At 63.4% G+C, this 24053-nt stretch carries 23 protein-coding genes; 17 read left to right on the top strand and 6 right to left on the bottom strand.

Features of this window, described 5'->3' with window-relative positions:
* The first annotated feature begins 25 nt into the window (after window positions 1-25).
* Both AC0L3K_RS25165 and AC0L3K_RS25160 read left to right on the top strand, forming a co-directional pair.
* Window positions 26-538, top strand: coding sequence for a flagellar biosynthesis protein FlgN (locus tag AC0L3K_RS25165; protein ID WP_088940978.1), 513 nt, complete (start codon window positions 26-28; stop codon window positions 536-538).
* Window positions 535-993 (top strand): hypothetical protein, encoded by a 459-nt coding sequence (locus AC0L3K_RS25160; RefSeq protein WP_007595846.1) that lies wholly within the window; start codon window positions 535-537, stop codon window positions 991-993. Before AC0L3K_RS25165 ends, AC0L3K_RS25160 begins: the two co-directional genes overlap by 4 nt.
* Window positions 994-1168: 175 nt before the next feature.
* Here the strand turns inward: AC0L3K_RS25160 and AC0L3K_RS25155 are convergent, their stop codons facing one another.
* A complete protein-coding gene (locus tag AC0L3K_RS25155; RefSeq protein WP_007595845.1) occupies window positions 1169-1939 on the bottom strand; it encodes a response regulator transcription factor in 771 nt (256 codons plus the stop codon).
* Between the two features lie 817 nt (window positions 1940-2756).
* Here AC0L3K_RS25155 and AC0L3K_RS25150 point away from each other — a divergent pair.
* Window positions 2757-3761, top strand: a complete 1005-nt coding sequence (locus AC0L3K_RS25150) for a hypothetical protein (RefSeq protein ID WP_007595843.1) — start codon at window positions 2757-2759, stop codon at window positions 3759-3761.
* A gap of 14 nt (window positions 3762-3775) precedes the next feature.
* On the opposite strand, the gene AC0L3K_RS25145 is transcribed toward AC0L3K_RS25150, so the two are convergent.
* Complete coding sequence (locus tag AC0L3K_RS25145; RefSeq protein WP_007595842.1) at window positions 3776-4354, bottom strand: MarR family winged helix-turn-helix transcriptional regulator; 579 nt, start codon at window positions 4352-4354, stop codon at window positions 3776-3778.
* Window positions 4355-4780: 426 nt separating this feature from the next.
* On the opposite strand from AC0L3K_RS25145, the gene AC0L3K_RS25140 reads away from it, so the two are divergent.
* Window positions 4781-6070: an MFS transporter gene (locus AC0L3K_RS25140; protein ID WP_473255019.1), complete on the top strand. Its 1290-nt coding sequence runs from the start codon at window positions 4781-4783 to the stop codon at window positions 6068-6070.
* A 113-nt stretch (window positions 6071-6183) separates the two neighbouring features.
* Window positions 6184-7071: a dienelactone hydrolase family protein gene (locus AC0L3K_RS25135; RefSeq protein WP_473255005.1), complete on the top strand. Its 888-nt coding sequence runs from the start codon at window positions 6184-6186 to the stop codon at window positions 7069-7071.
* A gap of 7 nt (window positions 7072-7078) precedes the next feature.
* Here AC0L3K_RS25135 and AC0L3K_RS25130 read toward each other — a convergent pair whose 3' ends face one another.
* Complete coding sequence (locus AC0L3K_RS25130) at window positions 7079-7933, bottom strand: SDR family oxidoreductase (protein ID WP_473255006.1); 855 nt, start codon at window positions 7931-7933, stop codon at window positions 7079-7081.
* A gap of 145 nt (window positions 7934-8078) precedes the next feature.
* On the opposite strand from AC0L3K_RS25130, the gene AC0L3K_RS25125 reads away from it, so the two are divergent.
* Entirely contained in the window at window positions 8079-8795 is a 717-nt protein-coding gene (locus tag AC0L3K_RS25125; protein ID WP_473255020.1) for an HAD family hydrolase, read from the top strand.
* Window positions 8796-8861: 66 nt separating this feature from the next.
* On the opposite strand, the gene AC0L3K_RS25120 is transcribed toward AC0L3K_RS25125, so the two are convergent.
* Window positions 8862-9269 (bottom strand): nuclear transport factor 2 family protein, encoded by a 408-nt coding sequence (locus tag AC0L3K_RS25120; RefSeq protein WP_007595837.1) that lies wholly within the window; start codon window positions 9267-9269, stop codon window positions 8862-8864.
* A gap of 100 nt (window positions 9270-9369) precedes the next feature.
* Window positions 9370-10854 carry a mannitol dehydrogenase family protein gene (locus tag AC0L3K_RS25115; RefSeq protein ID WP_473255007.1) on the bottom strand — a complete coding sequence of 495 codons (1485 nt, stop codon included), beginning with the start codon at window positions 10852-10854 and terminating at the stop codon, window positions 9370-9372.
* A 145-nt stretch (window positions 10855-10999) separates the two neighbouring features.
* On the opposite strand from AC0L3K_RS25115, the gene AC0L3K_RS25110 reads away from it, so the two are divergent.
* From AC0L3K_RS25110 to AC0L3K_RS25080, 7 genes are all read left to right on the top strand, one after another.
* Entirely contained in the window at window positions 11000-11809 is an 810-nt protein-coding gene (locus tag AC0L3K_RS25110; RefSeq protein WP_007595834.1) for a FadR/GntR family transcriptional regulator, read from the top strand.
* Window positions 11810-11913: 104 nt separating this feature from the next.
* The gene (locus AC0L3K_RS25105) at window positions 11914-12873 is read left to right on the top strand and encodes a sialic acid TRAP transporter substrate-binding protein SiaP (protein WP_035969018.1); all 960 of its coding nucleotides are present in this window, start codon (window positions 11914-11916) and stop codon (window positions 12871-12873) included.
* A gap of 136 nt (window positions 12874-13009) precedes the next feature.
* Complete coding sequence (locus tag AC0L3K_RS25100; RefSeq protein WP_007595831.1) at window positions 13010-13588, top strand: TRAP transporter small permease; 579 nt, start codon at window positions 13010-13012, stop codon at window positions 13586-13588.
* A 4-nt stretch (window positions 13589-13592) separates the two neighbouring features.
* Window positions 13593-14999 (top strand): TRAP transporter large permease, encoded by a 1407-nt coding sequence (locus AC0L3K_RS25095; protein WP_473255008.1) that lies wholly within the window; start codon window positions 13593-13595, stop codon window positions 14997-14999.
* Complete coding sequence (locus tag AC0L3K_RS25090) at window positions 14996-16045, top strand: L-idonate 5-dehydrogenase (protein ID WP_473255009.1); 1050 nt, start codon at window positions 14996-14998, stop codon at window positions 16043-16045. Before AC0L3K_RS25095 ends, AC0L3K_RS25090 begins: the two co-directional genes overlap by 4 nt.
* An 18-nt stretch (window positions 16046-16063) precedes the next feature.
* Window positions 16064-17251 carry a mannonate dehydratase gene (uxuA, locus tag AC0L3K_RS25085; RefSeq protein WP_473255022.1) on the top strand — a complete coding sequence of 396 codons (1188 nt, stop codon included), beginning with the start codon at window positions 16064-16066 and terminating at the stop codon, window positions 17249-17251.
* Between the two features lie 262 nt (window positions 17252-17513).
* Entirely contained in the window at window positions 17514-18425 is a 912-nt protein-coding gene (locus AC0L3K_RS25080) for a lipase family protein (RefSeq protein WP_219681243.1), read from the top strand.
* Window positions 18426-18486: 61 nt separating this feature from the next.
* On the opposite strand, the gene AC0L3K_RS25075 is transcribed toward AC0L3K_RS25080, so the two are convergent.
* Window positions 18487-19425, bottom strand: coding sequence for a LysR family transcriptional regulator (locus AC0L3K_RS25075; RefSeq protein ID WP_219681241.1), 939 nt, complete (start codon window positions 19423-19425; stop codon window positions 18487-18489).
* 213 nt (window positions 19426-19638) lie between these two features.
* Here AC0L3K_RS25075 and AC0L3K_RS25070 point away from each other — a divergent pair, with 213 nt between their 5' ends.
* Genes AC0L3K_RS25070 through AC0L3K_RS25055 form a run of 4 tightly spaced genes read left to right on the top strand, consistent with a single transcriptional unit; the run spans window position 19639 to window position 23884 of the window.
* Window positions 19639-20721, top strand: coding sequence for an ABC transporter ATP-binding protein (locus AC0L3K_RS25070; protein ID WP_354160493.1), 1083 nt, complete (start codon window positions 19639-19641; stop codon window positions 20719-20721).
* Between the two features lie 35 nt (window positions 20722-20756).
* Window positions 20757-21473, top strand: a complete 717-nt coding sequence (locus AC0L3K_RS25065; protein WP_473367080.1) for an HAD family hydrolase — start codon at window positions 20757-20759, stop codon at window positions 21471-21473.
* 16 nt (window positions 21474-21489) lie between these two features.
* A complete protein-coding gene (locus AC0L3K_RS25060; RefSeq protein WP_473367079.1) occupies window positions 21490-22797 on the top strand; it encodes an NAD(P)/FAD-dependent oxidoreductase in 1308 nt (435 codons plus the stop codon).
* 28 nt (window positions 22798-22825) lie between these two features.
* Entirely contained in the window at window positions 22826-23884 is a 1059-nt protein-coding gene (locus tag AC0L3K_RS25055) for an ABC transporter substrate-binding protein (protein ID WP_473367078.1), read from the top strand.
* Window positions 23885-24053 lie beyond the last annotated feature (169 nt).

Raw genomic sequence — 24053 nt, 5'->3', positions numbered from 1 at the left:
ACAGAAGTTGAAGGGTGACTTTCCTATGCAGGCACAAGAAGGCGCGGCGGCCATGGTGATGGAACAGCCGGCCGTGGACACCGAGGCGACGACGATGGCAGCCGTGTCGGGCGATGGGCTGTTGCCCGTCCTGCTGCCGAATGTCGGTGGTGAGGTGGCGAACGACGGTGCGGACCCGGCGAGATCGGACGAGGTACGCGGCCTGTTAGCCGCGATCCGCCGGCTCGAAGCCATCGTCGAAGAGGAGACGGCAGCGCTCGCGACGGGCAAGAAAATCGACTTCGACGAGTTCAGCGCCCGGAAGAGCCGGAGCATGCTGGAATTCGTCCGCCTGATGCGGGCACGAATGCACCTCGGCGGCGAGGTCGAGATCACTGAGGAGATCCAGCGGCTGCGCGAGAAGCTCGAGCGAAACCGTTCCATCCTCGAAATGCATTACGATGCGGTGCGCGAGGTCGCGACCATCATAGTCAAGGCCATCAAGGACGCCGAGTCGGACGGCACCTATACCGGTCGCGCAGCACAGGACGGAAAATGATCAGACTCGTGCTAGCCGGGCTCTGGGTATGCATCCTCACCGCGGGAACGAGCTACGCCGTGGCCTATTGGAAGGAAAATGGCAGCCTGCTGCCGGCAAAGGACGAATACCTTGACGGGCTGCAGTACCAGAAGACGCGGGCGCTGAGCGTGCCCATGGTCGAGGGTGGCAACGTTCAGGGCTACATCGTCGCGCGCTTTGTCTACACCGTTGAGGCGCGAACCATGCACCAGCTCAACGTGCCGCCCGAGCCGTTCGTCGTCGATGAAGCCTTCCGCAGGATCTATGCCGACGACCGCCTCGATTTCAGAAAACTCGCTCGTTACGACCTCTCCATCCTCACGACGGCCATCAAGCAGCGTGTCAACGAGCGAATGCAGGCCGAAGTCGTCCAGGACGTCCTTGTCGAGGACTTCAATTACGTGTCGAAGGAAGAATTCCAGCAGAAGCCCTAGGGCATTATCGGTTCTGATTGAATCGGAAGCGAGCCTCTAGAATTATACTTAGACGCGAGCCGCAGCGCCGGTACTGCCGCGGCTCTGTTCGCCGTTGACGTCGCCGAAACTATAACGGCCTCTGCGAAGATGGTTCGCAGAGGCCGTTATCGGTTGCGTGGCAGCGCCCTGCCGATCAGTTTCCGGCTGGATACGCCACTGGGGCGGTATGCGCCCTGTTCAGCAGGATGCCGACCTCGTCGAGCTCCTGCATCGGCACGTCGATGGTTTCGCCGGCCGGGATGTCGAGGCGGTACCCGACGTAACGGCGGGCCACGATCGCATCGAAGCCGAGGCGGTCGCGGAGTTTCTTGCGCAGCTTGCTGACGTGGCTCTCGATCACGCTCTCGTCGAACGTCGCTTCGAAGATGCCGTAGACCGCGTTGAAGATCTGCGTCTTGGTGACCCACTTGCCGTGGTTGCTGACCATATATTCGAGAATGCGCAGTTCGCGGCGGGGCAGGGTGAGAGCGTGGCCAGCTATCTCGGGGTCACGTCCGTTGAAGAAGACCTGGATCCTGGTCTCGCAGGGCCGCGGCAGTTCCCCGACCCGGCGGCGCGCAATCGCGGCCGTTCGGGCGAGGATCTCGCGGAGGTGAATCGGCACGTGGACGACGTCGTCGACGCCCGATTCGAAGAGCTCCAGCGTGTTCTTGAGCATCTTCTGGCCGCTCATGGCGATGATGGGAGCCGAGGAGCGCTTGCGCATCGCCCGCGGCAGGCTTCCGCGGGTGTCGCAATCCCCGAGGAGGAAGGCGTCCACCGCGGCCAGATCCGATTCACTCGCAGATTGCAGCCAGTCCCAGAATTCTCCGGAGGAGAAGCCGATCGACGATACACCTTCGCGAACGAGCCCTCCGACATAGCTGTTCGTGACGCTCTCGCGATCATCAACGATAATATACATCAGTTTTTCGCCCCTGTTTCGCACTTGTTACGGCCGGTTGGTTGTTGTGATGCCCGGCTCGGCAACTGTGCTGTTTGACGATATTCCTTCCCGCGAACCGTTATTATGGTTTCGATATTCGCGGGCAGCCCTACGCATTCAGTGCCTGCGTCTCGCAGGCCTGCTACTTCGACTCGATACTGAACGCTTACTGCGTGAGGCTCGGCGGGTGTCTTGCGGATCACCTCGCGGAGCGGATTGAGAAAGCGACCTAGAACAGTTGCGCCAAGTTGCTCATGCGTCCGAACGCCACTGTACTTTGTCGATCTCCTCGCTAACTGGCGAGAATCACTTGAGTAGGACCGTAACAATTGCCGATTTCCGATCAAGCGTGCGCAACTAAGCGTTTGCTACACGTGCTTGATGCTGTTGATTCGTTTCGAGTTGTTTCTTTGTATGTTCAATCGCATCAGTTGATTTGGAATTCGAACTAGTTTTGCACCTTGGCGGTTCTAAAGTTCCGCATCCCCGTATGATTACAGCTATTTTGGGCGGTGCTGCGCTTCATGCAAATTGAGGGATTTCAACCCCGGATTGACTCCCGTCATCGTCTTTCCACGTGCGACAATTCGACTCATGTATGGCGAGGCGACTCCAGCTTGGCGAAATCTTGGCGAGGGTGTGTCTTTCGAGTCGCACTCTCGCCACGTGCGTGACGCGTTTGACTCATGTGACGTCGCACCGCGCGTGATGAAAAGTTTTGGATGCGCACGTTTCAGGCAAGCTTCGGCAAATAACGTCACCGTTCGACAGATCGAACCGAACGGAGCATTCTCGCATGTTGTCCGATGGACAAGCTCGTCCCAACGCGACCGCGGATGTCTCCGCAGCGGCGAAACCGGCTGCGGAGACGCGCGATGCCAAAGACAATGCGGCGCCGACGGCCAAGCCTTCTGCAAATACCAAGCTTTTTGCAAACACCAAGCCTTTTGCAAATACCAATCCTTCCGCGACTACCAAGCCTGCTGCGAACACCAAGCCTGCGCCGGCAGCAGCGAGTGATGAAACTCTGGCGAAAGAGGCGCTCGAGGGTCTGAAGCGTATTCGCGCCAAGGCGCGCCTCGACAAGATGGCAATCCCCAAGCCTACGCCCATCGTGATCAAGCCGGCCGTGATCGTGGCCAAGCCGCCGCCGCCGCGTCCGACATGGGTCGCGCCGCTCGCGACATTGGCGGTCGCTGCGATCCTGGTCGTCTGTGCCTGCACCGGCGTGATCGCCTATTTCGCCATGCAGCCCGCCCAGAACAACGTCGCGGCCAATACTGAGATCAGGAATCTGCGCGAGACGGTGGCACAACTGCGCAGGCAGGTGTCGGGCGTGTCCGACAATCTCGACGGCCTGCGCACCGCGGTCGATCAGTCGAGCAAGGCGACCAATGACCGTTTTGGCCGTTTTGGCGAGAATCTGGATCGCATCGAACGGGTGAGCTCGTCCTCTACGGTGAAGCTCGACAAGCTTGCCCAGGTGCAGGCCCAGGCTCCGGCGCCCGTCGCTTCACAGCCAATGCCGATGATGGCCTCGGCTGCTACGCCCGAGGTCACGGGATCGGTAGCACCGTCCGAGCGCATTTCGGCTCCGCGCAAGACGGTCAAGGGCTGGTCAGTCCGCCAAGCCTATGAGGGGATTGCGATCCTGCAAGGCCCGAACGGCGTCATCGAAGCGGTGCTGGGACAGCAAGTGCCCGGCCTTGGCCGCATCGAGGAGATCAGAAACGAGAACGGACGTCTGGTGGTCGAGTCCAGCGGGGGCGTCATCTATTCGTCACGCAAGGCGACGCCCTGATCGAGGGCCGCCTTCTATTTACGGTGATGCTCGAAACTGGTGCATAGCAGATCGACCTCCGCCTCCGCGATCGGCGCGCGAAACAGGCGGCAGCTGAACTCGGCGGTCGTCCTGCTGTCCGTGGTGCTGCGATCTTCGCGGAGGAAGATGCATCGCTTGCAGACGTCGGTATGGTGCCGCTGTTCGGCTGCGTCCGACTGATCCAGCACGTGGCGGAGCGCGTCGCGGAAGCCGACCTTCGCCTCATCCTCGAGCACGCCGATGGACTCGATGAGGACGTTGACGGGGTCGCGCACCAGGAACTTCTTGCCCTGTTGTGTCACGCTCAGCATCACTGACCGCTTGTCCTGGGCCGAGCGCTTTCGCTCGAGATAGCCGAGCCGCTCCAGCTCGCCAATGATGAACGAGGCGGTGCCGCGCGTGGTGCCGACGTAACTCGCGAGCGCCGACGGCGTCCGGGAAAACCGGTTGGCGCGGGAAAGGAAACGCAGCGCCATCCACTCGCGGTCGCGCAAGCCGTGCTTGGCGCCTTCGAACCACAAGATACGGGCGACCTGTTCCAGCAGTTCGATCGATTCGCGAGCCAAGTTCATTTCAATTCCGGGTCGGATAAATCTTGATTCAATTGAGCTTTTGGTAGCGCAATCCTGGCGGCTGATAATGAAGATCCCGAGGGATGCGGAACCTTCCGACCGTGGAACTAGAGTGTCACGAAGAAAGTTCGAGTAAATCGCCCGGCTCAACTCTTCTGAAAATTTCAGTCAAATGACCGCGGCTTTGCGTGCAAATTCCGCTAGCGCGGGATGTGCGTGCGGCACGATGTGTCGTTGCGACTACCGCAAAGCCCATTTGTTGCGCGATGCGCCTCGAATTGCGCGAGCGGACGGGGCGGCCGCAACTGGGGCAGCGGAAAAGGGGACGGGGGAACCACCGTTTTCGGTTAATGAATGTTGCGTTGCAATGCGGCCAGGCGGTTAAATCGAAATAGGATCGAGCCCGGGAATGCCAGAGTGTCGTCCGTGATCGAGCAAGTGAAGCCGTTCAGCGTCAAGCGCGCAGCATTGGCCGCCACCGTCGGCAACATGCTCGAATTCTACGACTTCATCACCTACAGCTTCTTCGCCATCCAGATCGGCCATACCTTCTTCCCGACGGGAAGCGAGTACGGCAGCCTGATGCTGTCGCTGGCGACCTTCGGCGCCGGCTTCGTAACGCGGCCGATCGGCGGAATCGTGCTCGGGATCTATTCCGACCGGATCGGCCGGCGGCCTGCCATGCTGCTGAGCTTCGCGCTGATGGGGCTATCGATCCTGACCATCGCGCTCACGCCGTCCTATCAATCGATCGGCCTTGCAGCGCCCGTCATCGTGATCGCGGCGCGTATGGCGCAAGGCTTTGCTTTGGGCGGGGAGGTTGGACCGACCACCGCCTATCTGATCGAGATCGCCCCGCCCCAGCATCGCGCGCTGGTGGTGGCCTGGCAGCCGGCGAGCCAGGAGATCGCCGCGACCGCGGGCGCACTCGTCGGCGTCATCCTGAGCAGGACGATGGCGCCAGAGATGCTCGACGCCTATGGCTGGCGGGTGGCGTTTCTGATCGGGGCGGTGTGCCTGCCGTTCGGCGTCTGGATGCGCCGGACGCTGCCCGAGACGATCCCGCAGGCCCAAGCCGGTGTCCGCGCCGTCGAGCACACCAGTCATCTTTCGCAGGCGAGACGGCACCTTGGCGTCATCGGACTTGCACTGATGATCCTGGCAAGCGGCACGATCTCGACCTACGTCACCCAATATATGACGACCTATGCGCAGAACACGCTGCATGTGTCGTCGACACTGGCTTTCGCCGTGTCGCTGGTCAGCAATGGCATCCAGTTTGTCGGTGCGCTGGTCGGGGGCTGGCTGGCAGATCGTCTCGGTCGCAAGCCGGTGATGATCTGGCCGCAGCTCGCAACGCTGCTGCTGACCTACCCGACCTTCCTGTGGATCGTCCATGCGCCCGGCGCGTTGTCGCTCCTGGTTGGTTTCGGTGTCCTGTCCGTCATCGGCTCGCTGCCGTTCACTGCGTTCTACGCGACCTTCACCGAGGCGCTGCCCCAGAACATCCGCGGCGGTGTATTCGCGACCGTCTATGCGGTCGCGATCGCCAGCTTCGGCGGTACGGCGCAGCTCGTAGTCACCTGGCTCCTCCACGTCACCGGCAATCCGCTGGCGCCGGCCTGGTACCTGCTGCTTGCGGCGATCGTCGGACTAGTCGCGATGAGCCTCATGCCCGAGACTGCGCCAGTGAAACAGCGTCAGAACAAGACCTGAAAACAAGGCCTGAAAGCGGCGCGCTCGCAGGCTGGTGATTTGCGTTTCGCTGGCAATTATTGGCGAATGCGTCGCCTGAAGGATCAGGGGCACGCATCAGGAAGGACGAACCGATGAGTATCGAGACCACCATGACATCCGACGTCGTCGGGCTGACCAAGGTCGCCCCTGTCTCGCGCCGCGGGTTCATGAGCGCGACTGCGGCCGTCGCCGCCGGCTACACGCTTGCAGCCGGGCCCGTGCGCGCCGAGGCGATCACGACCGACACCGGCGGCCTCCAGACCGGCGACGCCAAGATCAAGGTCGGCTCCGAGCAGATGCCTGCGTATTTTGCCCGCCCCGCCGGCAACACCAAGGCGCCGGTGATCATCGTGGCGATGGAGATTTTCGGCCTGCACGAATACATCAAGGACGTGACGCGGCGCCTCGCCAAGCTCGGCGCATTCGCGATCGCGCCCGACTATTACTTTCGCAAGGGCGTCGATTTGACCAAGGTCACCGAGATCAAGGACCTGCTGCCGATCGTCAATGCCAAGCCGGACGCCGAGCTGCTGTCCGATCTCGACGCGACCGTGGCGTGGGCGGGATCGCAAGGCGGCGACACCGGTAAGCTCGGCATCATCGGCTTCTGCCGCGGCGGACGCACCGTGTGGGAATATGCCGCCCACAGCGGCACGCTCAAGGCCGGCGTCGCCTTCTACGGTCCGCCCGTCGATCCAGCCAATCCGCTGTGGCCGAAGAGCCCGATGCAGCTCGCGCCCGAGATGAAGGCACCGGTGCTCGGCCTCTATGGCGGCGCCGATACCGGCATTCCCGTCGCCCAGGTCGAGCAGCTCAAGACGGCCTTGCAGCAGAACAAGAAGACGGCCGAGTTCAAGATCTATCCGGAAGCGCCGCACGGCTTCCATGCCGACTACCGCGGCAGCTACCGCAAGGACGCCGCAGAAGATGCCTGGAAGCAGGCCCAGGCCTGGTTCAAGAAGTATGGCGTGTTGAGCTGACGCTTGGTCATGATCCTCGTTCCCCCGCTTGCCACAACGCATCGAGGGCGTGGCGGTAGGTCGGATACGCAAGCGTGACGCCGAGCTTGCGCTTCATTTTCGCGTTGGAAACACGAGCGCTGCTGGCATAGAAGCTGCGGGCCATCGCCGACATCTCGGCGGTCTCGAACGGCTCTTCCGGCGGCGGTGCAACGTTCATCAGCTTCGCCGCGTAAGCGATCACGTCCTGCGGCGGCGCCGGCTCGTCGTCACAGACGTTCCAGATGCCGCCGCTCGGGTGATGAATCGCGGCCATGATCGCGCTTGCGATGTCGTCGACGTGGATGCGGTTGAACACCTGTCCCGGCTTGATGATGCGCCGGGCCGTTCCAGCGCGCAGCGTCACCAGTGCGTTACGGCCGGGGCCATAGATACCCGCAAGCCGCAGGATCGCGGCGTCGCCACCGGTCGTGTCGGTCCATGCCTGTTCCGCCGCGACCCGCATGCGCGTGCGGTCGAGGCCGGCCTGTGGCGGCGTGCTCTCGTCGACCCAGCCGCCGGCGTGATCACCATACACGCCGATCGTGGAGAGATAGATGATCCTGCGGTGGCGGTCCGCCGCCAGCACGTCCGAGAAGGTCGCGATGGCAGGATCGCCGGCGCTGCCGGGCGGGATCGAGACGAGAAGGACATCCGCGTCTCGCATGCGTTCGACTGTCTCGCGTGCCGGACTGCTCCCAGAGAAGGCGTGTACCTCGATGCCGGCGAGGTCGCCCCGCTGCGCGGGATCGCGCACCGTGCCGGCGATATGCGAGAAGCCGCCACCGAACAGGCGGACGAAGTGCCGGGCACTGTAGCCGAGACCCAGGATAAAGAGCCGCATACGTCTTCCTTGCAGGTCGGAGTTCCCGTTCGCGCCGCAGCGCGCCCTCCGCTCATAAGAGATTTTTGGGTCCGGCAAAAGATATTGCGATTTGTCCCGCCCGCCTGTGCAGGCGATGGTCGCTCGTCGGAGGGACGCATCGAACATGCAGGCAGAAGCGCCCGCCATAATGGTATCTGACGCGGCTGAGCTGGTCCGACGCGCCGCCGCGCTGATCTTCGATGTCGACGGCACGTTGGCCGAGACCGAAGAGCTGCATCGGCAGGCCTTCAACCATGCCTTCGCCCGCCACGGTTTCGACTGGCGATGGGACCAGGCGGTCTACAAGGACCTGCTGCGGGTCACCGGCGGCAAGGAACGGATCCGCGCCCATCATGAAAGGCTGAGGATCGCCGCGCCATTATCGGATGTGGACATCGCGGAACTCCACCGCATCAAGACTGCGCATTTTGCCGAACTGGTCGAGACCGGCTGCTGCCCCTTACGGCCCGGGGTGACGGATCTGTTCGCTGCTGCCAAGGCGCGCGGCCAGCGGCTCGCGATCGCGACGACCACGTCACACGGCAATATCGATGCGCTGCTGTCGCGGGCCCTGGGAAAAAGCTGGGCCGCGGATTTTGATGCGATCGTGGCCGGGGATGACGTGCGGCATAAAAAGCCTGCGCCGGATGTCTATTTCGAGATCCTGGCGCGGCTGAAGCTCAACGCGTCCGACTGCATCGCGATCGAGGATTCCGCCAACGGCCTGATCGCGGCCTCACGAGCGAACATTCCCGTGCTCATCACCAGAAGCATGTTCTTCCGGGACGACGATTTTAGCCAGGCGCGGGTCGTGCTGGATGATCTGTCCGGGCTCGGGTGAGGCCAAAACAAAAAAACTGAAAAACAACCCCATGCACAGTAGAATGTGCCCGCGGGCCGGACGCCCTCAATGGACGCGGTGGCTCGCTCTATCGTCCTCAGCTTGCTCGACAATCTGCGCGATCGGGCTCGACTGGTGGTGCACCAGGCGCCAGTCGTTGCCGACGCGCCGGAAATGGTTGGCCGCAGCCAATGCCGTGCCGTCGACGATCTCGATGCAGAGCACGCGCGCGCTGTCGCCATCGACGATGGCCTGCGGTTCCGCGCACACGATCTGCGGCCGTTCCGGGCTCTGCAGGATATCGCGCCAGCTTCCGATCACCGTGGCCCGGCCGATGATGGCCGGCCAGCCGGGATGAATGCAGGAAATGGCGTCATCGTCCGCCCACATCCGCTCCATTTCGTCGAAATCGCCGGTCGAAAAGGCGGCGTAGAACGCTGCGTTCGCCGCGATCACCTTGCTGTCCTTTGCCATGCCTCTCGGGTGGGGCAATGACAGACAAAAATCAAGCAAGACTTCCGTCGACTTTCCGTTCGATCTGGACCGCAATGCAGCATTGCTGCCCGTTTTGTGGTCACGCCGAGACCAGAGTCTCCACCGCACGCCGCGCGCCATCCTGGTAGAGTCGGCCGAGTGCTCCGGTCACGGCCTCGCGCAGGCGCGGCTCCGCGCCCAGCGACCCGAACACTTTTCCGACGCCGAGCAGCGCAGGCGCCAATCGTTCGGCGACGGGACCTGCCTCGCGCGCCAAGCCAGCGAATTCGGCGGCGAGCGGATCGCGCACGTCGATGGTGCGGCCGTTCTCGTCGAGGCCGGTGACGTAGCGCATCCAGCCGGCCACCGCGAGCGCATGCGTCGCGATCGGCAGGTTGCTGGTGAGACGATCCTGGATCGCGCCGAGCAGGCGCTGCGGCAGCTTTTGCGAGCCATCCATCGCGATCTGCCAGGTGCGGTGATGCAGCGCCGGATTGGCGAAGCGCTTGAGCAGCGAGGCGCGATAGGCGGCCAGATCGGTGCCCGCGGGCATCGTCAGCGTCACCGCGGCCTCTTCCATCACCTGCGCGGCGAGGCGCGCGAAATGCGGATCCTGCATGGTGTCGGCGATGGTCTCGTAGCCGGCGAGATAGCCGAGATAGGCCAGCGCCGAATGGCTGGCGTTGAGCAGCCGCAGCTTCATCAACTCGAATGGCTTGACGTCGTTCACCAGTTCGACCCCGGCGGCGGCAAGATCGGGCCGGCCCGCCGTAAAGCGATCCTCGACTACCCATTGCGTGAACGGCTCGGTCATGACGGGCCATGCGTCGCGCAAACCGAGCGCCGACGAAACCGCATCGCGGTCACCATCCGTCGTCTCCGGCACGATGCGGTCGACCATAGTCGAGGGGAAGGCCGCCGTATCCGCGATCCACTTGCCGAGATCCTTCGAGCGCAGCGCGGCGAATTGCGTCACGATCCGCTGCACGGTGTGGCCATTGGCGGCGAGGTTGTCGCAGCTCAGCACGGTGAACGGCGGCGCGCCCAGGGCCCGCCGGCGCGCCAGCGCTGCAACGATGAAGCCGGGAGCCGAGCGCGGCGCGTCGAAATTGTTGAGGTCGTGCACGACATCAGGATGGCGTTCGTCGAGATCGCCGGTCTGCGGCGTGTGGCAATAGCCTTTCTCGGTGACGGTGAGGGAGACGATGCGAATGGCGGGATCGGCCATTCGCTCGACCAATCGTGCCGGGCTTTCGCGCGCGATCACGCTGTCGAGCAGCGCACCGATGATGCGGTGTTCGGTGGCTTCGGCTGCACGGACGGCAACCGTGTAGAGATGATCCTGCGGGGCGAGGGCGTCGCGTGTGTCAGGGCTGCGCAAGCTGGCGCCGACGATGCCCCACGAGGTGGCGCCGGCCGCAAGGCAATCGTCGATGACCACGGCCTGGTGGGCGCGATGAAACGCGCCAAGGCCGAGATGCACGATGCCGGGCGTGACCCGCGAACGGTCGTAGGCCGGGCGGCGGATGCCTTGTGGCAGCCGGTCGAGATTGGCGCGGCCAAGGCGCGTTGGATCAAGGCGCATGGTCGTCTCTCCCCTTGTTTGGCCGCTGCTTGACATGGCGCCTGTCCTCGGTCAATGCTGCGGTCAATTGGTAAGACCAATTTTCCAAAATTGGCGGGCCGCGGGCAGCGAGAGCTGCCGGCATGACCCTTTCGGGAGGACCAGCGTGCCGCTGGAAGCTGTGGAGGCGAGACGGCTTTATCGCCAGGTCGCCGATCAATTGCGAAGCCTGATCGACAGCGGCGAGTACGCGGTCGGCAGCCGCTTGCCGACCGAGCGCGAACTCGCCGAGCAGCTCAAGATATCCAGGCCGACGGTGCGCGAAGCCCTGATCGCGCTCGAAGTCGAGGGCCGCCTCCGCATCCGCGTCGGTTCCGGCATCTATGTGATCGAGCCCGCGGCGGTTGCGGCGACCGCGCCTGCTTCCGTCATCGAGGGCCCGTTCGAGCTGTTGCGTGCCCGCGAGTTCCTGGAAAGTGCCATCGCCGAAGAAGCCGCGCGCGTGGCGACGAAGGACGACGTTGCCCGTATCGATGCGTCCCTTGTCGCGATGGAGAATGTAGAACACCCCGGCGAAGCCTCGATGGTCCACGACCGCGCCTTCCACGTCGCGATCGCCGGAAGCCTCGGCAATGCCGTTCTGGTGCGCGTCGTCGGCGAGCTGTTCGACCAGCGCCTCAACCCCTATTTCGCGCAGCTTGCGCATTATTTCGAAAGCCCGGGCACGTGGCGCACTGCGCTCGACGAGCATCGCGCGGTGCGCGACGCGATCGCGGCGCACGATCCCGGGGCCGCGCGCGATGCGATGCGCGATCATCTCGCGAGATCCCAGGAGCGCTTTGCGCAGAACTTCGGCGCCGAGAAGGTGGCAGGACCGTCGTCCGGGCGGGTGGCGCGATCGACGGCAAAGCCGTCAAGACCGCAACGTGCGCCGAAGAAGAAGCGAGTCACGAGCAGCAGCGCGCGACCGCGATGAGATTGTGCGGCCCGCACCCGCGTCGGGGGCGGGCGGACAAGAAGCAGATTTAAAAGAAGCAGACTTGAAAAATGGAGGAAAAGTCAGTGTTGAAAAAGATGACAATGGTGCTGGCGGTCTCGGCCGCGGCGATGATTGCGACGACTGGCGCCGGCATGGCGCAGACCAAGCTCAAATGGGCCCATGTCTACGAGACCTCGGAGCCCTTCCACACCGCCTCAGTGTGGGCCGCGCAGGAAATCGGCAAGCGCACCAATGGGCGTTATGCGATCGACGTCTATCCGGCGTCGCAGCTCGGCAAGGAAGCCGACATCAACCAGGGCCTCTCGCTTGGCTCGGTCGACATCATCATCTCCGGCTCGAGCTTTGCGGCCAAGAGCTTTCCGCCGATCGGCGTGACCTATTATCCCTACACCTTCCGCGATGCCGATCATCTGCTCGCCTACACCAAGAGCGACATCTTCAAGGAGCTCACCAAGGGTTACGAGGACAAGAGCGGCCACCACATCCTCGCGGTGACCTATTACGGCGTGCGCCAGACTTCGTCGAACAAGCCGATCAAGACCTGTGCCGACCTCAAGGGCCTCAAGATGCGCGTGCCCGACGTGCCCGCTTATCTGGCGATGCCGCGCGCCTGCGGCGCCAACACCGCGCCGATCGCGTTCGCCGAAGTCTATCTGGCGCTCCAGAACGGCACCGTCGAGGCGCAGGAGAATCCGCTCACCACGATCGAGGCCAAGAAGTTCTACGAGGTGCAGAAGCACATCGTGCTGACCGGCCACATTGTTGACCATCTCAACACGGTGGTGGCCGGTGCGCTCTGGAAGAAGCTCAGCGACGAGGACAAGAAGATCTTCACCGACGTCGCGCAGGAAGCCGCCGCCAAGGCGACCGCGGAGATCAAGCAGAATGAGGCCAAGCTGGTTGCCTTCTTCAAGGAGAAGGGCCTGACCGTGACCGAGGTCGACAAGAACGAGTTCCGCGACACCGTTCTGAAGAACGTCGCGTTCGAGACGTTTGGCTATCGCAAGGCCGACTGGGAACGCATTCAGGCGGTGAAATGACGACGTAGTCGTCATCCCGGGGCGGTCCGCAGGACCGAACTACGGTGCGCAATCGCGCACCTGAGAATCTCGAGGTTCCGGGTCTGGTGCTAGCGCACCATCCCGGAACGACGTGACCAGTTTGGAGAGCACACCCATGTCCACCGCCGAAACGCACCGGCAGATCACCGCGGACGAGATCGCCCACACCTTCGAGGAAGAGGCGGCACCCAAGGTCGATCTCGGCATCTACGCTTTCGAGGACTGGGTCGCGCTGGCGATCTTCTGGGTGATGGCGCTCGCCGTCTTCCTGCAGTTCTTTACCCGCTACGTGCTCAACGACAGCTACGCCTGGACCGAGGAGATCGCGACCTACTGCTTGATCGGCGTGGTCTTCATCGGCTCCTCGATGTGCGTGCGGCTGTCGCGGCACATCCAGGTCGATCTGATCTACCGCTATCTGCCGCATGTCGCGGCGCGCGCTTTGTCGACCGTCATTGATCTGATCCGGATCGTCTTCTTCGGCTATGCCATCAAGCTGGTCTGGGTCTACATCCAGATCATCGGCGACGAGTCCATGACCACGATCAATCTTCCCAAGGACTACGTCTATTACGCCGTGCTTGCCGGCTTCGTGCTGATGTTCGTCCGCTCGGTGCAGGTGGCCATCCAACATTTGCGGCAGGGCTACTCGATCCTCGAACGTCCCGGCGCCTACGACGGTTTTGAAGGGTAATCCCATGTTGCTGTTGCTTGGAGGCTTTCTCATCCTGATGCTGCTCGGCGTTCCCGTGGCGATTGCCATGGCGTCGTCGTCGCTGCTCTACATCCTGGTCAGCGGGGTGACGCCCGACGTCACGCTGGCGCAGCGCATGATCGCCGGCGTCGAGAGCTTTCCGCTGCTCGCCGTGCCGTTCTTCATCCTGGCCGGCAATCTCATGAACATTGCCGGCGTCACCGGGCGCATCTACAAATTCGCCGTCGCGCTGGTCGGCTGGATGCGCGGTGGCCTCGGTCACGTCAACATCATCGGCTCGGTGATCTTCTCCGGCATGTCCGGCACCGCGATCGCGGATGCTGCCGGCCTTGGCACCATCGAGATCAAGGCGATGAAGGATCACGGTTACACCACGGAATTCTCCGTCGGCGTCACCGCGGCGTCCGCCACGCTCGGCCCGATCATCCCGCCGTCGCTGCCTTTCGTGATCTACGGCATGATGGCGAACGTCTCGATCGGCGCGCTGTTTCTGGGGGGCGTCATTCCAGGCGTCGTGCTGACGCTGCTCATGATGGCCACCGTCACCTACTTCGCGTACAAGAACAAATGGGGCAGCGATACGCCGTTCTCCTGGCCGCAATTGGGATCGGCGGGGCTCGAGATCCTCGTCGTACTGAGCTTCCCGATGGCCGTCTGGCTTCTGACGGTCGCCGGCCTCTCCACCAATTGGGCCGTTGGGATTGGCCTGGTCGCGCTGCTCGCGCTCGACTGGTACTTCGATTTCTCGGCGGTCATGGCCTTGATGGCGCCGGTGATCCTGATCGGCGGCATGACGCTGGGCTGGTTCACGCCGACGGAGGCTGCCGTCGCCGCCGTGATCTGGTCGCTGTTCCTTGGCCTCGTGCGCTACCGCACCATGACGCTGAAGACGGTGGCGAAGGCGACCTTCGACACCATCGAGACCACGGCCTCGGTGCTGTTCATCGTCACCGCTGCCTCGATCTTTGCCTGGCTGCTCACGGTGTCGCAGGCAGCCCAACTGCTGTCGGACTGGATGCTTAGTATCACCCATAACAAATGGGTGTTCCTGGCGCTCGCCAACGTCCTGATCCTGTTCGTCGGCTGCTTCATCGACACCACGGCCGCGATCACCATCCTGGTGCCGATCCTCTTGCCGATCGTGCTCAAGCTCGGCATCGATCCCATCCATTTCGGCCTGATCATGACGCTGAACCTGATGATCGGCCTGTTGCACCCGCCGCTCGGCATGGTGCTATTCGTGCTGGCACGCGTGGCAAAGCTCTCGGTCGAGCGCACCACGGTCGCGATCCTGCCCTGGCTGGTGCCGCTGATGCTCGCGCTGATCGCGATCACCTACATTCCCGAACTGACCCTCTGGCTGCCAAAATACATGGGACTTTCCAAATGACATCCACAGCTCTCGCCGCAACCCTGTTCGGCCCCGAAGACCTGCGCATGGTCGAGCATCCGCTCGACAAGCTCGCTGAAGGCATGGTGCGCCTCCGTTTCGGCGCCGGCGGCATCTGCGGCTCGGACATGCATTATTTCCGTCATGCTCGCACCGGCGATTTCGTGGTGAAATCGCCGCTGGTGCTCGGTCACGAAATTTCAGGCGAGGTCATGGAGATCGCGGGCTCCGCGGCGAACCTGAAGGTCGGCGACCGCGTTGCCGTCAACCCGTCGCGCTGGTGCGGCCATTGCGGCGCTTGCCGTCAAGGCCGGCAAAACCTCTGCGAAAATATCTACTTCATGGGCTCGGCCTCGAAGACGCCGCACATGCAGGGCGGCTTCGCCAACTACTTCGACGCGATCCCGGCGCAGTGCGTGAAGATCCCCGATCATGTGTCCTATCAGGCCGCGGCGCTGGCCGAGCCGCTCGCGGTCTGCCTGCACGCGGTGGCGCGTGCCGGCAACATCGAAGGCAAGCGCGGCATCATCTTCGGCGCCGGTCCGATCGGGCTTCTGACGATGCTCGCCGCGCGCCGCGCCGGCATGACGGACATCACCGTGGCCGACATCGCGCCGGCCCCGTTGGCCTTTGCGAGCCGGCTCGGCGCCTCTCACGTCGAGAATGTCGCAGCCGGCGAGGAAGGCCTGAAGGCGCAGGCCGCGTCGCGCCCGTACGATGTCGCTTTCGAAGTCTCAGGCACGGCTGCAGGCCTTGCCAGTGCGATCGGTATCGTCAGGCGCGGCGGCGTTGTGGTGCAGATCGGTAATTTGCCGGGTGGCCAGATTCCGGTGCCGGCGAATGCGGTGATGGCCAAGGAGATTGACCTGCGCGGTTCGTTCCGCTTCGGGCTCGAGTTCATGACGGCGGTGGAGCTGATTGCGGACGGCAGCATCGACGTGCTGTCGCTGGTCACCGCCGAGCGGCCGCTGTCCACCGCGCCGGACGCGCTGCGGCTGGCGCTCGACCGCTCGCAGAGCGTCAAGGTCGTGCTGACCGCGAACTGATCCGGGAGAATTTCGATGATGCTGGAGGGATGGCGCTGGTACGGGCCGGACGATCCGGTCTCGCTCGATGATGTCAGGCAGGCCGGGGCGAGCGATATCGTCTCGGCGCTGCATCAGGTGCCGATCGGCGAAGCCTGGACCCGCAAGGCGGTCGAGGAGCGCAAGAACTTCATCGAGAACGGCCAACCCGGCCGTTCGCAGCTGACCTGGTCGGTGGTGGAATCGATTCCGATCCCCGACGACGTCAAGCGTCTCGGCGGCAAGGCGACGAAGTCGATCGAGGCATGGATCGCGAGCCTGGAGGCGGTGGCCGCCTCAGGCATCAAGATCATCTGTTACAATTTCATGCCTGTGGTGGACTGGTGCCGCACCGATCTGGAGTGGGAATTGCCGAACGGCGCCCGCGCGATGCGCTTCGACCAGGATCGGTTCGCGGCGTTCGAGCTGCATATCCTTAAGCGCCCCGCCGCCGTGCAGGACTATTCACCGGAGCAGCAGGCGCGCGCCAAAAAGCTGTTCGACGGGATGAGCCAGGCCGATATCGATTACCTCGTCATGGTGATCGCCAGCGCGCTGCCGGGCTCGACCACCGAGCCGATGACCATTCCGCAATTCCGCGACCGGCTTGAAACATATCGCGACGTCACGCCAAAAATCCTGCGGCAACATCTCGCCGAGTTTTTGGGCCGCGTCACACCCGTCGCCGAGCAGCTCGGGGTCTCATTGACACTGCATCCGGACGACCCGCCGCGCCCGCTGTTCGGGCTGCCGCGCGTCGCGTCCAGCGCCGATGACTATCAGGCGTTGTTTGATGCCGTACCGTCAAAGGCGAATGGTATCTGCCTGTGCACAGGGTCGCTCGGCGTGCGCGCCGAGAACGATCTTGCCGCGATGGCCGAACGCTTCGGTCCGCGCATTGCCTTTGCGCATCTGCGCGCGACCAAGCGCGAAGCGGATGGTCTGTCCTTTTACGAGTCCGATCATCTCGACGGTGACGTCGACATGGTCGCAGTGCTGAAGGCGCTGCTGAAGGAGAACGCGCGGCGTTCGCCCGACCGGCAGATCGTGTTTCGGCCCGACCACGGCCACCGCATGCTGGACGATCTCGCGGCGACCAAGCGCACCAATCCGGGCTACACCGCGATCGGTCGCCTCCGCGGTCTCGCCGAGCTGCGCGGCGCAATCCGCGCGATCGAGCATCAATAGGGGCCAAAGCTCTATCCGCACCGTCATTGCGAGCGCAGCGAAGCAATCCAGAATCCCGCCGCGGAAAGACTCTGGATTGCTTCGCTGCGCTCGCAATGACGTGGAGGAGAGGTGCCTCGTCTCAACCTTGTCCTCTTAAGCGCGACGGCAGAATACGTCCCGGGCACGCGCACAGATTGTCAAAGTTCCAGCCATATGCGAAGGTAGCGCCATTCCGTTTTCGATCGACGCATTGCAGCAATAAGCCATTTAGGAGCTTGATGTGAGCATTCTGGTCGAACTTCCTCCCGATCAATATGACCGACGGGCATTTGCAAAATTCAACGAGACATCAACCGGCTTTGATCTCGACATCGCTCGCGCGATGATGTGGATGTCGCAACTCGCCTACGAGACCCATGTGCCGGACACGATCAACAGGGTCTCTCCGTTCTTTGATCTGTCCGGTGTCAAGCTGCTGAGCCAGCCGGCGCATTCGACGCTGCCGCTGACCGACACGCGCGGGATCATCGCGAGCAAGGGCGACGCAACAATTGTCGCCTTCGCCGGCACCGACCCGCTTCATCTCCTGAACTGGGTCAGCGATTTCACGCTTGGCCGACCGAAGGCGCCCGTGCACCAGGGGTTCGTCGATGCGGCGGCAGCCGTGTGGGACGACGTGAAGAGCGCACTGGCGGCAGCGCTGGCGCGCAAATCACCGATCTTCATCACTGGGCACAGCCTCGGCGCCGCGATCGCGGTGGCAACGGTGGACTTCGCGCGGGAGCAGCTCCAACTCGCGGATGCGCAGATCTATCTTTACGGTTGTCCGCGCGTGGGCCGCGACGATTTCGCCGCACTCTACAACGGTACGTTCGGCAGGATGACCTATCGTCTCGTGCACGGCACCGACATCGTCCCGACCGTGCCTCCGCCCGGGCTTGGCTTTCATCACGTCGGCCGTTATCTCGCCTGTGCACGCGGCGCCAAATTCAGCGCCAGCCAGCTCACGACGAATGTTGGTTCGGATGAGCCAATGGCGAATGCTGGAATTGGTGAGCAGGTCCGCAATCTCCTCAGCGGCGTATCCGAGAACACGCGGTCGGATGTCGTCGGCAGGCTTACGGTGCTGCTCCCGGCGGGCATCGGCGATCACCTGCCCGATCGTTACTGTGCCGCGCTGACACCCGCCTAGACTCCGGTTTTGACGCGTTTTCTTCACGCGAGCCGGTATATCCACTTCGCCCGAAAACGCTCTAGTAGCACGCAGCCATCGCGCCGAGCTTTGGATAGAGCCGGTCGATCGCGGCGATCTCGCCTTGCATCTGTGCGGTGATCCAGTCTCGGATCTCGGCGGCGATGGGGCGCATCGGCCGGTTGCGCGGTGGCAGGAATTCGCAGATGCGGCGCGTGGTGGTAAGCGTGTCGGACGCCGGCACCAGCGCGCCGGTCAGCAGCCAGTGCGAGGCGACCGTCAGCCAACCGAGCGCGATACCCTGGCCGAGCAGGGCGGCCTGCATCACGACGGCATAGTCCGTGAAGCTCAGCGCCTTGGCCGCACCGCGACGCCCGGTGAGAAGCGATGCGTAATCCGCGGCCCAGTCGCCCGGCGTCTCGGCGAGCCTAATGATGGTGTTGCCCTCCGCGGGATCGGTTTCGCCGAGATAGGCAGGGCTGCACATCGGCAGCATGACCTCCTTCATCACCAGCGTGCCGCCGGATGATGGTTCTTCGCGATCGCGGAAGCGCATTCCGAGGTCGACATTCTCCACCGGTCCGCGCAGCGCGCCGGAGATCAGTTGGAAGCGCAAATCGACCTGAGGAAATTGCTTCTGCAGCTTGTCGATGCGCGGCATCAGCCAATGCGTGGTGAAGGCGGAGGAGACCGACAGTGTCACCGTCTCGGTGCCCTTGCGGCGCCGCTCGATCTCGACCAGCCCGCTTTCGATGCTGCGAAAGCCTTCGAGCACGCGGCGATACAAGAGTTCGCCTTCCTCGGTGAGCACCGCGCGTCCCGCCTTGCGGTCGAACAGGCGGACGCCGAGATGGTCCTCGAACTGACCCAGCATCCGGCTCACCGCAGGCTGGGTGACGTTCAGTTCGGCGGCAGCCGCAGTGAAGCTGCCATTGCGTGCCGCTGCGTCGAAGACGAACAGGGCGTTACTTGAGGGCAGCATGCGGCGCAGCTCGGGCATAACCCCATGTTATGAGCCAGGTGAGAATTTGGCAATTGCCGAGTTTTGCCAAGTCTGGTGTCATTGGCGTCACAGCCTAAAGGCAGGGCTTGCGAGCGAAGATGTTGGTGCGGTGCACAGCTTCGACCGTGAGTGTTCAAATTTCCTGTCTATAAAGCAGGCTTATGGCGTGCAGTGAGGCACGCCGTTGCAGGGACATCGCGAGGTCGATCGTTGGACAAACGAGCGGAAAGCGTCGAGATCAGATCCGCGAGCAAGGCCTATGGTGCCGTTCGCGCCCTCGACGACGTGTCCCTCAATGTCGCCGCCGGCGAGTTCGTCTCGCTGCTGGGCCCCTCCGGCTCCGGCAAGACCACGTTGCTCGGCATCCTCGGCGGCTTCATCTTGCCATCGAGCGGAACGATCCTGTTTGGCGGCCGCGACGTCACCTGGATGCCCCCGCACAAGCGCGACATCGGCGTCGTTTTCCAGAATTACGCGCTGTTCCCGCATATGAGCGTCGGCGAGAATGTCGCCTTTCCCTTGCGCGCGCGACGGCTGCCGAAGGCGGTCTGGCCGGACAAGGTGCGCACGGCACTTTCGATGGTTGGCCTTGCCGGCTACGAAGAGCGCGGTATCGCGCAGCTCTCCGGCGGCCAGCGCCAGCGCGTGGCGCTCGCACGCGCCATGATCTTCGAGCCGCGGCTGATCCTGATGGACGAACCGCTGTCCGCGCTCGACAAGCAGCTGCGCGAATCCATGCAGATCGAGCTGCGCGCGCTGCACAAGCGCATCGGCGCCACTATCATCTACGTCACCCACGACCAACGCGAAGCGCTGACCATGAGCGACCGCGTCGCCGTGATGAAAGACGGCAGGCTGATCCAGATCGACGCGCCCGAGCGCCTGCACGATCATCCCGCGGATTCCTTCGTCGCAAGTTTCATTGGCGAAGCCACGATGCTTCCCGTGCGACGCGTCGATGCCTCCGGCGTTGCGCTGGGCAATGTGCTTCTGCGCAGCGCCCGCGCCATTCCCGACGGAGACGCGCTGATGCTCGCCGTGCACAGCGAAAAGCTGCTGATCGACGACGGCGCGCCGGACTCAGCCTGCAACCGGCTCACCGGCACGGTCACCGACATCGTCTATCAGGGCGAAAGCCTGCGCATCTTCCTGGCGCTCGCCGATGGTATCGTGCTCAGCCTGCGCCAAGCCAGTCATCACGAAGCCTACAGCCGCATCCCGCCACTCGGCGGCAGCCTCACCGTGACCCTTCACCCCGAGGACACCATCGTCGTACCCAGGGTGAGGGACTGAACCCAAGCCTTGTCCAACCGAGAGAAGAAGCCAAAATGTCGTCAGCAGCCTCGTTCAGCTATTTCAAGGTTCTCACCTTCGACGTCGTCGGCACCTTGATCGATTTCGAGACCGGCGTGCTCTCCGCGGTGCGCAGGATCTCGGGCAAGTCGCCGGCCGAGCTCAGCGACGACAAGATCTTCGAATCCTACAAGCGTGGCCGCGACAAGCACCATGAGCGTTCGAGCGAGGTGATGTTCCATGTCTATCGCTATCTCGCCAAGGAGCTCGGGCTGAAGGCCGATGACGCCTCCTGCGACGTGTTCCAACTCGCGGTGCTGCGCTGGGGACCGTTCCCGGATTCGGTCGAGGCTCTGAAGCGCCTGAGAACTAAATTCCGCCTGGTCGCGATGACCAACGCCGACCGCGTCGCGCTCTCCTGTTACGCGCATGCGCTCGGCAATCCCTTCGACGATACCGTTTGCGCCGACGAGACTGGCGTCGCCAAGCCGAACCCGGAATTCTTTGCCTACAACAAGGGCCGCCAGTCGGCGTTCGGCTACAAGCAGTCCGACATTCTGCACGTGGCGCAGAGCCAGTATCACGACATCGGGATCGCGCGGAAGCTCGGTTACAAGGTGTGCTGGATCGAGCGGCGTCAGGGCATGGCAGGCTTCGGCGGCACGCCGGCCGTGGAGACGCTGACCAAGCCGGACTTCCATTTCCCGACATTGAAGGCGCTCGCCGACGCGGCGATCGGGCCGGCGGTGTAACTTTGTGAGCGCGGAGATGACGCAGAACTGGGGCGCATTGCCGTCGGCCAACTCGCTGTGGGAAGCCACGGCGGAGCCGGCGCGCGCGTTTCCGGTCCTGTCCGGCGAGAGCCAGGCTGACGTGGTGATCATCGGTGCCGGCTATACCGGCCTGTCCGCGGCCCACCACATCGCCAAGAGCGGGCTCAGCCCCATCGTGCTCGAGGCCAACCGCCCGGGCTGGGGCGCCAGTGGGCGCAATGGCGGCGTGATCACCGCAAAATTCCGTCTCTCGTTCCGCGAGATCGACGCCGTGCACGGCCGCGCCATGGCGCGGCGAATGTACGAGATCGCGCATGAATCCACCGACATGGTCGAGGAGCTGGTCTCCGAATTCGGCATCACCAGCGCTCAGCTTGCCCGCACCGGCCAGGTCAAGGCCGCACACAATGAGACCACGCTGAAGGCCGCGATCGACGAAGCCAACTGGATGACGCGCGAGATGGGCTCCGCCGAGGTCCGTATTCTCGACAAGCGCGGCGTACGCGACGAGACCGGCTCCGACAGCTTCGTTGGCGGCGTGCTCAATCCCGGCTCTGGCGGCATTCATCCGCTGAACTATTTGCGCGGTCTCGCCGACGGCGTCGCGCGCCGCGGGGTGCCGATCTTCCAGGAGTCGCCGGTCGTAAGACTCCGGCGCGACAACGGCGGCATCGTCGCGGAGACGCCGCAAGGCGCGGTGCGGGCGAAGCAGGCGATCATTGCCACCAACAGCTATTCGGACCTGACGGATGCCACCGCGCAGATGCAGCGCACCCTGATTCCCTTCCGCAGCGCCATGGTCGCTACCGAGCAGCTGCCGCGCAATCTCGCGGGCAAGCTGATGCTGACGGGCCGCACCTACACCGAGACCAAGCGCATGATGCGCTGGTTCCGCATGGTCGACAATCGCGTCATCTTCGGCGGCCGCGGCGCCTTCGGCAGGCAGGACTCGGAAGCCGCATTCGATGCGCTGCGCAAGGCGATGGTCGGCATCTTTCCGGACCTGGCCGATGTGCCGCTCGCGTACAAATGGTCGGGCCTCGTTGCCATGACGCTGGATTCGGTGCCGCATATCGGCCGGCTCGACGACCGCACGCTGTTCTCGATGGGCTACAACGGCGCGGGCGTCGCGATGTCGAGCCTGATGGGCCGCTATCTTGCCGCCTTCGTCCGCGGCGAGACACCGGAGGTCGGGCTGCTCGACGCGCGGCGCCTGAGGGCAATTCCGTTGTATCCGCTGCGCGAGCCCGCCGTGCGCATGATCGCCGGCTGGTACCAGTTTCTCGATGCGATCGGACAGTGACATTCAATTGGTGACAGAGGAGGCGAGGATGACGACGAAACGAGATATTCGATTTGGCTACGCATTGTTGGGCGGATCGCTCGGATTGTTCGCAACAACCGGCACCGCCGCCGCTGCCGAACAGATCACCTTTGTCTCGCAAGGCGGCGCCTATCAGCAGGCGCAGACGGTGGCGATCCTCGATCCTTCCGCCAAGAAGCTCGGCATCACCATCAACCAGGATTCCATTCCCGATGCCTGGCCGGCGATCAAGACCCAGGTCGGCAGCGGCAAGCCGATCTGGGACGTCGTGGATACGCCGACCGGCAACTGCCTGCGTGGCGGCGAGCAGGGGCTGATCGAGAAGCTCGACTTCTCAAAGATTCCGAATGGCGCGGCGATGCCGGAATCCTATCGCAGCCCCTATTCGGTTTCCTACGAGTTCTATTCCAGCGTCCTGGCCTACAGTCAGAAGACCTTTCCGAAGGACGCGCCGAACAGCTGGGCCGATTTCTGGGACGTGAAGAAATTTCCCGGGCGCCGCGCACTGCGCAACCACCCGTTCGCCACACTCGAGGCGGCACTGATGGCCGACGGCGTCGCGCCCGATAAGCTCTATCCGCTCGACGTCGACCGCGCCTTCAAGAAGCTCGAAGAGATCAAGCCGAATATCACGGTGTGGTGGACCTCCGGCGCGCAGTCGGCGCAGCTGCTCAATGACGGCGAGGTCGACATGGAGATGGCCTGGAACGGCCGCGTCAGCGCGGTCGCGAAGGAAGGCGCCAAGGTCGCCTTCACCTACAACCAGGGCGTTTTGCAAAGCACCTCGCTCTGCATCCTCAAGAGCGCGCCGAATCTCGAGACGGCCGTCAAGTTTCTCAACGAGGCCGTCGATCCCGTGCACCAGGCCAATCTGCCGCTCCACATCGACTACGGCCCGGGCAACCCGAAGGCGTTCGAGACCAACGTGATTAAGCCCGAGCGCGCCGCGCAATTGCCGAGCGAGCCGGCCAATGCAGCCAAGCAGGCGCTGATGTCCTACGCGTGGTGGTCGTCGCCAGCCGGCGAAGCGGCGGAGAAGCGCTGGGCGTCGTTCATGCAGAAGTAAGCGAAATCGCGATGAGCGCAAGTCGTGCCAGAGCTGACACTGCGCTCCCTCCCCCGCTTGCGGGGGAGGGTTGGGGAGAGGGTATCTCCGCGAGAAAGACTCCCCAAGAGGACAGAACCCTCACCCGGATCGCTTTCGCGATCCGACCTCTCCCGCAAGCGGGAGAGGT

Source organism: Bradyrhizobium sp. MI1.10 (assembly GCF_055811035.1).
This window is presented reverse-complemented; position numbering and strand designations above follow the sequence as displayed.

Coding starts and splice junctions, on each gene's coding strand:
- AC0L3K_RS25100 (WP_007595831.1), top strand. CDS start 13,010: ATGTCCACCGCCGAAACGCACCGGCAGATCACCGCGGACGAGATCGCC.
- AC0L3K_RS25095 (WP_473255008.1), top strand. CDS start 13,593: ATGTTGCTGTTGCTTGGAGGCTTTCTCATCCTGATGCTGCTCGGCGTT.
- uxuA (WP_473255022.1), top strand. CDS start 16,064: ATGCTGGAGGGATGGCGCTGGTACGGGCCGGACGATCCGGTCTCGCTC.
- AC0L3K_RS25155 (WP_007595845.1), bottom strand. CDS start 1,939: ATGTATATTATCGTTGATGATCGCGAGAGCGTCACGAACAGCTATGTC.
- AC0L3K_RS25160 (WP_007595846.1), top strand. CDS start 535: ATGATCAGACTCGTGCTAGCCGGGCTCTGGGTATGCATCCTCACCGCG.
- AC0L3K_RS25130 (WP_473255006.1), bottom strand. CDS start 7,933: ATGCGGCTCTTTATCCTGGGTCTCGGCTACAGTGCCCGGCACTTCGTC.
- AC0L3K_RS25145 (WP_007595842.1), bottom strand. CDS start 4,354: ATGAACTTGGCTCGCGAATCGATCGAACTGCTGGAACAGGTCGCCCGT.
- AC0L3K_RS25115 (WP_473255007.1), bottom strand. CDS start 10,854: ATGCGCCTTGATCCAACGCGCCTTGGCCGCGCCAATCTCGACCGGCTG.
- AC0L3K_RS25150 (WP_007595843.1), top strand. CDS start 2,757: ATGTTGTCCGATGGACAAGCTCGTCCCAACGCGACCGCGGATGTCTCC.
- AC0L3K_RS25120 (WP_007595837.1), bottom strand. CDS start 9,269: ATGGCAAAGGACAGCAAGGTGATCGCGGCGAACGCAGCGTTCTACGCC.
- AC0L3K_RS25105 (WP_035969018.1), top strand. CDS start 11,914: ATGGTGCTGGCGGTCTCGGCCGCGGCGATGATTGCGACGACTGGCGCC.
- AC0L3K_RS25090 (WP_473255009.1), top strand. CDS start 14,996: ATGACATCCACAGCTCTCGCCGCAACCCTGTTCGGCCCCGAAGACCTG.
- AC0L3K_RS25125 (WP_473255020.1), top strand. CDS start 8,079: ATGCAGGCAGAAGCGCCCGCCATAATGGTATCTGACGCGGCTGAGCTG.
- AC0L3K_RS25065 (WP_473367080.1), top strand. CDS start 20,757: ATGTCGTCAGCAGCCTCGTTCAGCTATTTCAAGGTTCTCACCTTCGAC.
- AC0L3K_RS25075 (WP_219681241.1), bottom strand. CDS start 19,425: ATGCCCGAGCTGCGCCGCATGCTGCCCTCAAGTAACGCCCTGTTCGTC.
- AC0L3K_RS25135 (WP_473255005.1), top strand. CDS start 6,184: ATGAGTATCGAGACCACCATGACATCCGACGTCGTCGGGCTGACCAAG.
- AC0L3K_RS25060 (WP_473367079.1), top strand. CDS start 21,490: ATGACGCAGAACTGGGGCGCATTGCCGTCGGCCAACTCGCTGTGGGAA.
- AC0L3K_RS25055 (WP_473367078.1), top strand. CDS start 22,826: ATGACGACGAAACGAGATATTCGATTTGGCTACGCATTGTTGGGCGGA.
- AC0L3K_RS25165 (WP_088940978.1), top strand. CDS start 26: ATGCAGGCACAAGAAGGCGCGGCGGCCATGGTGATGGAACAGCCGGCC.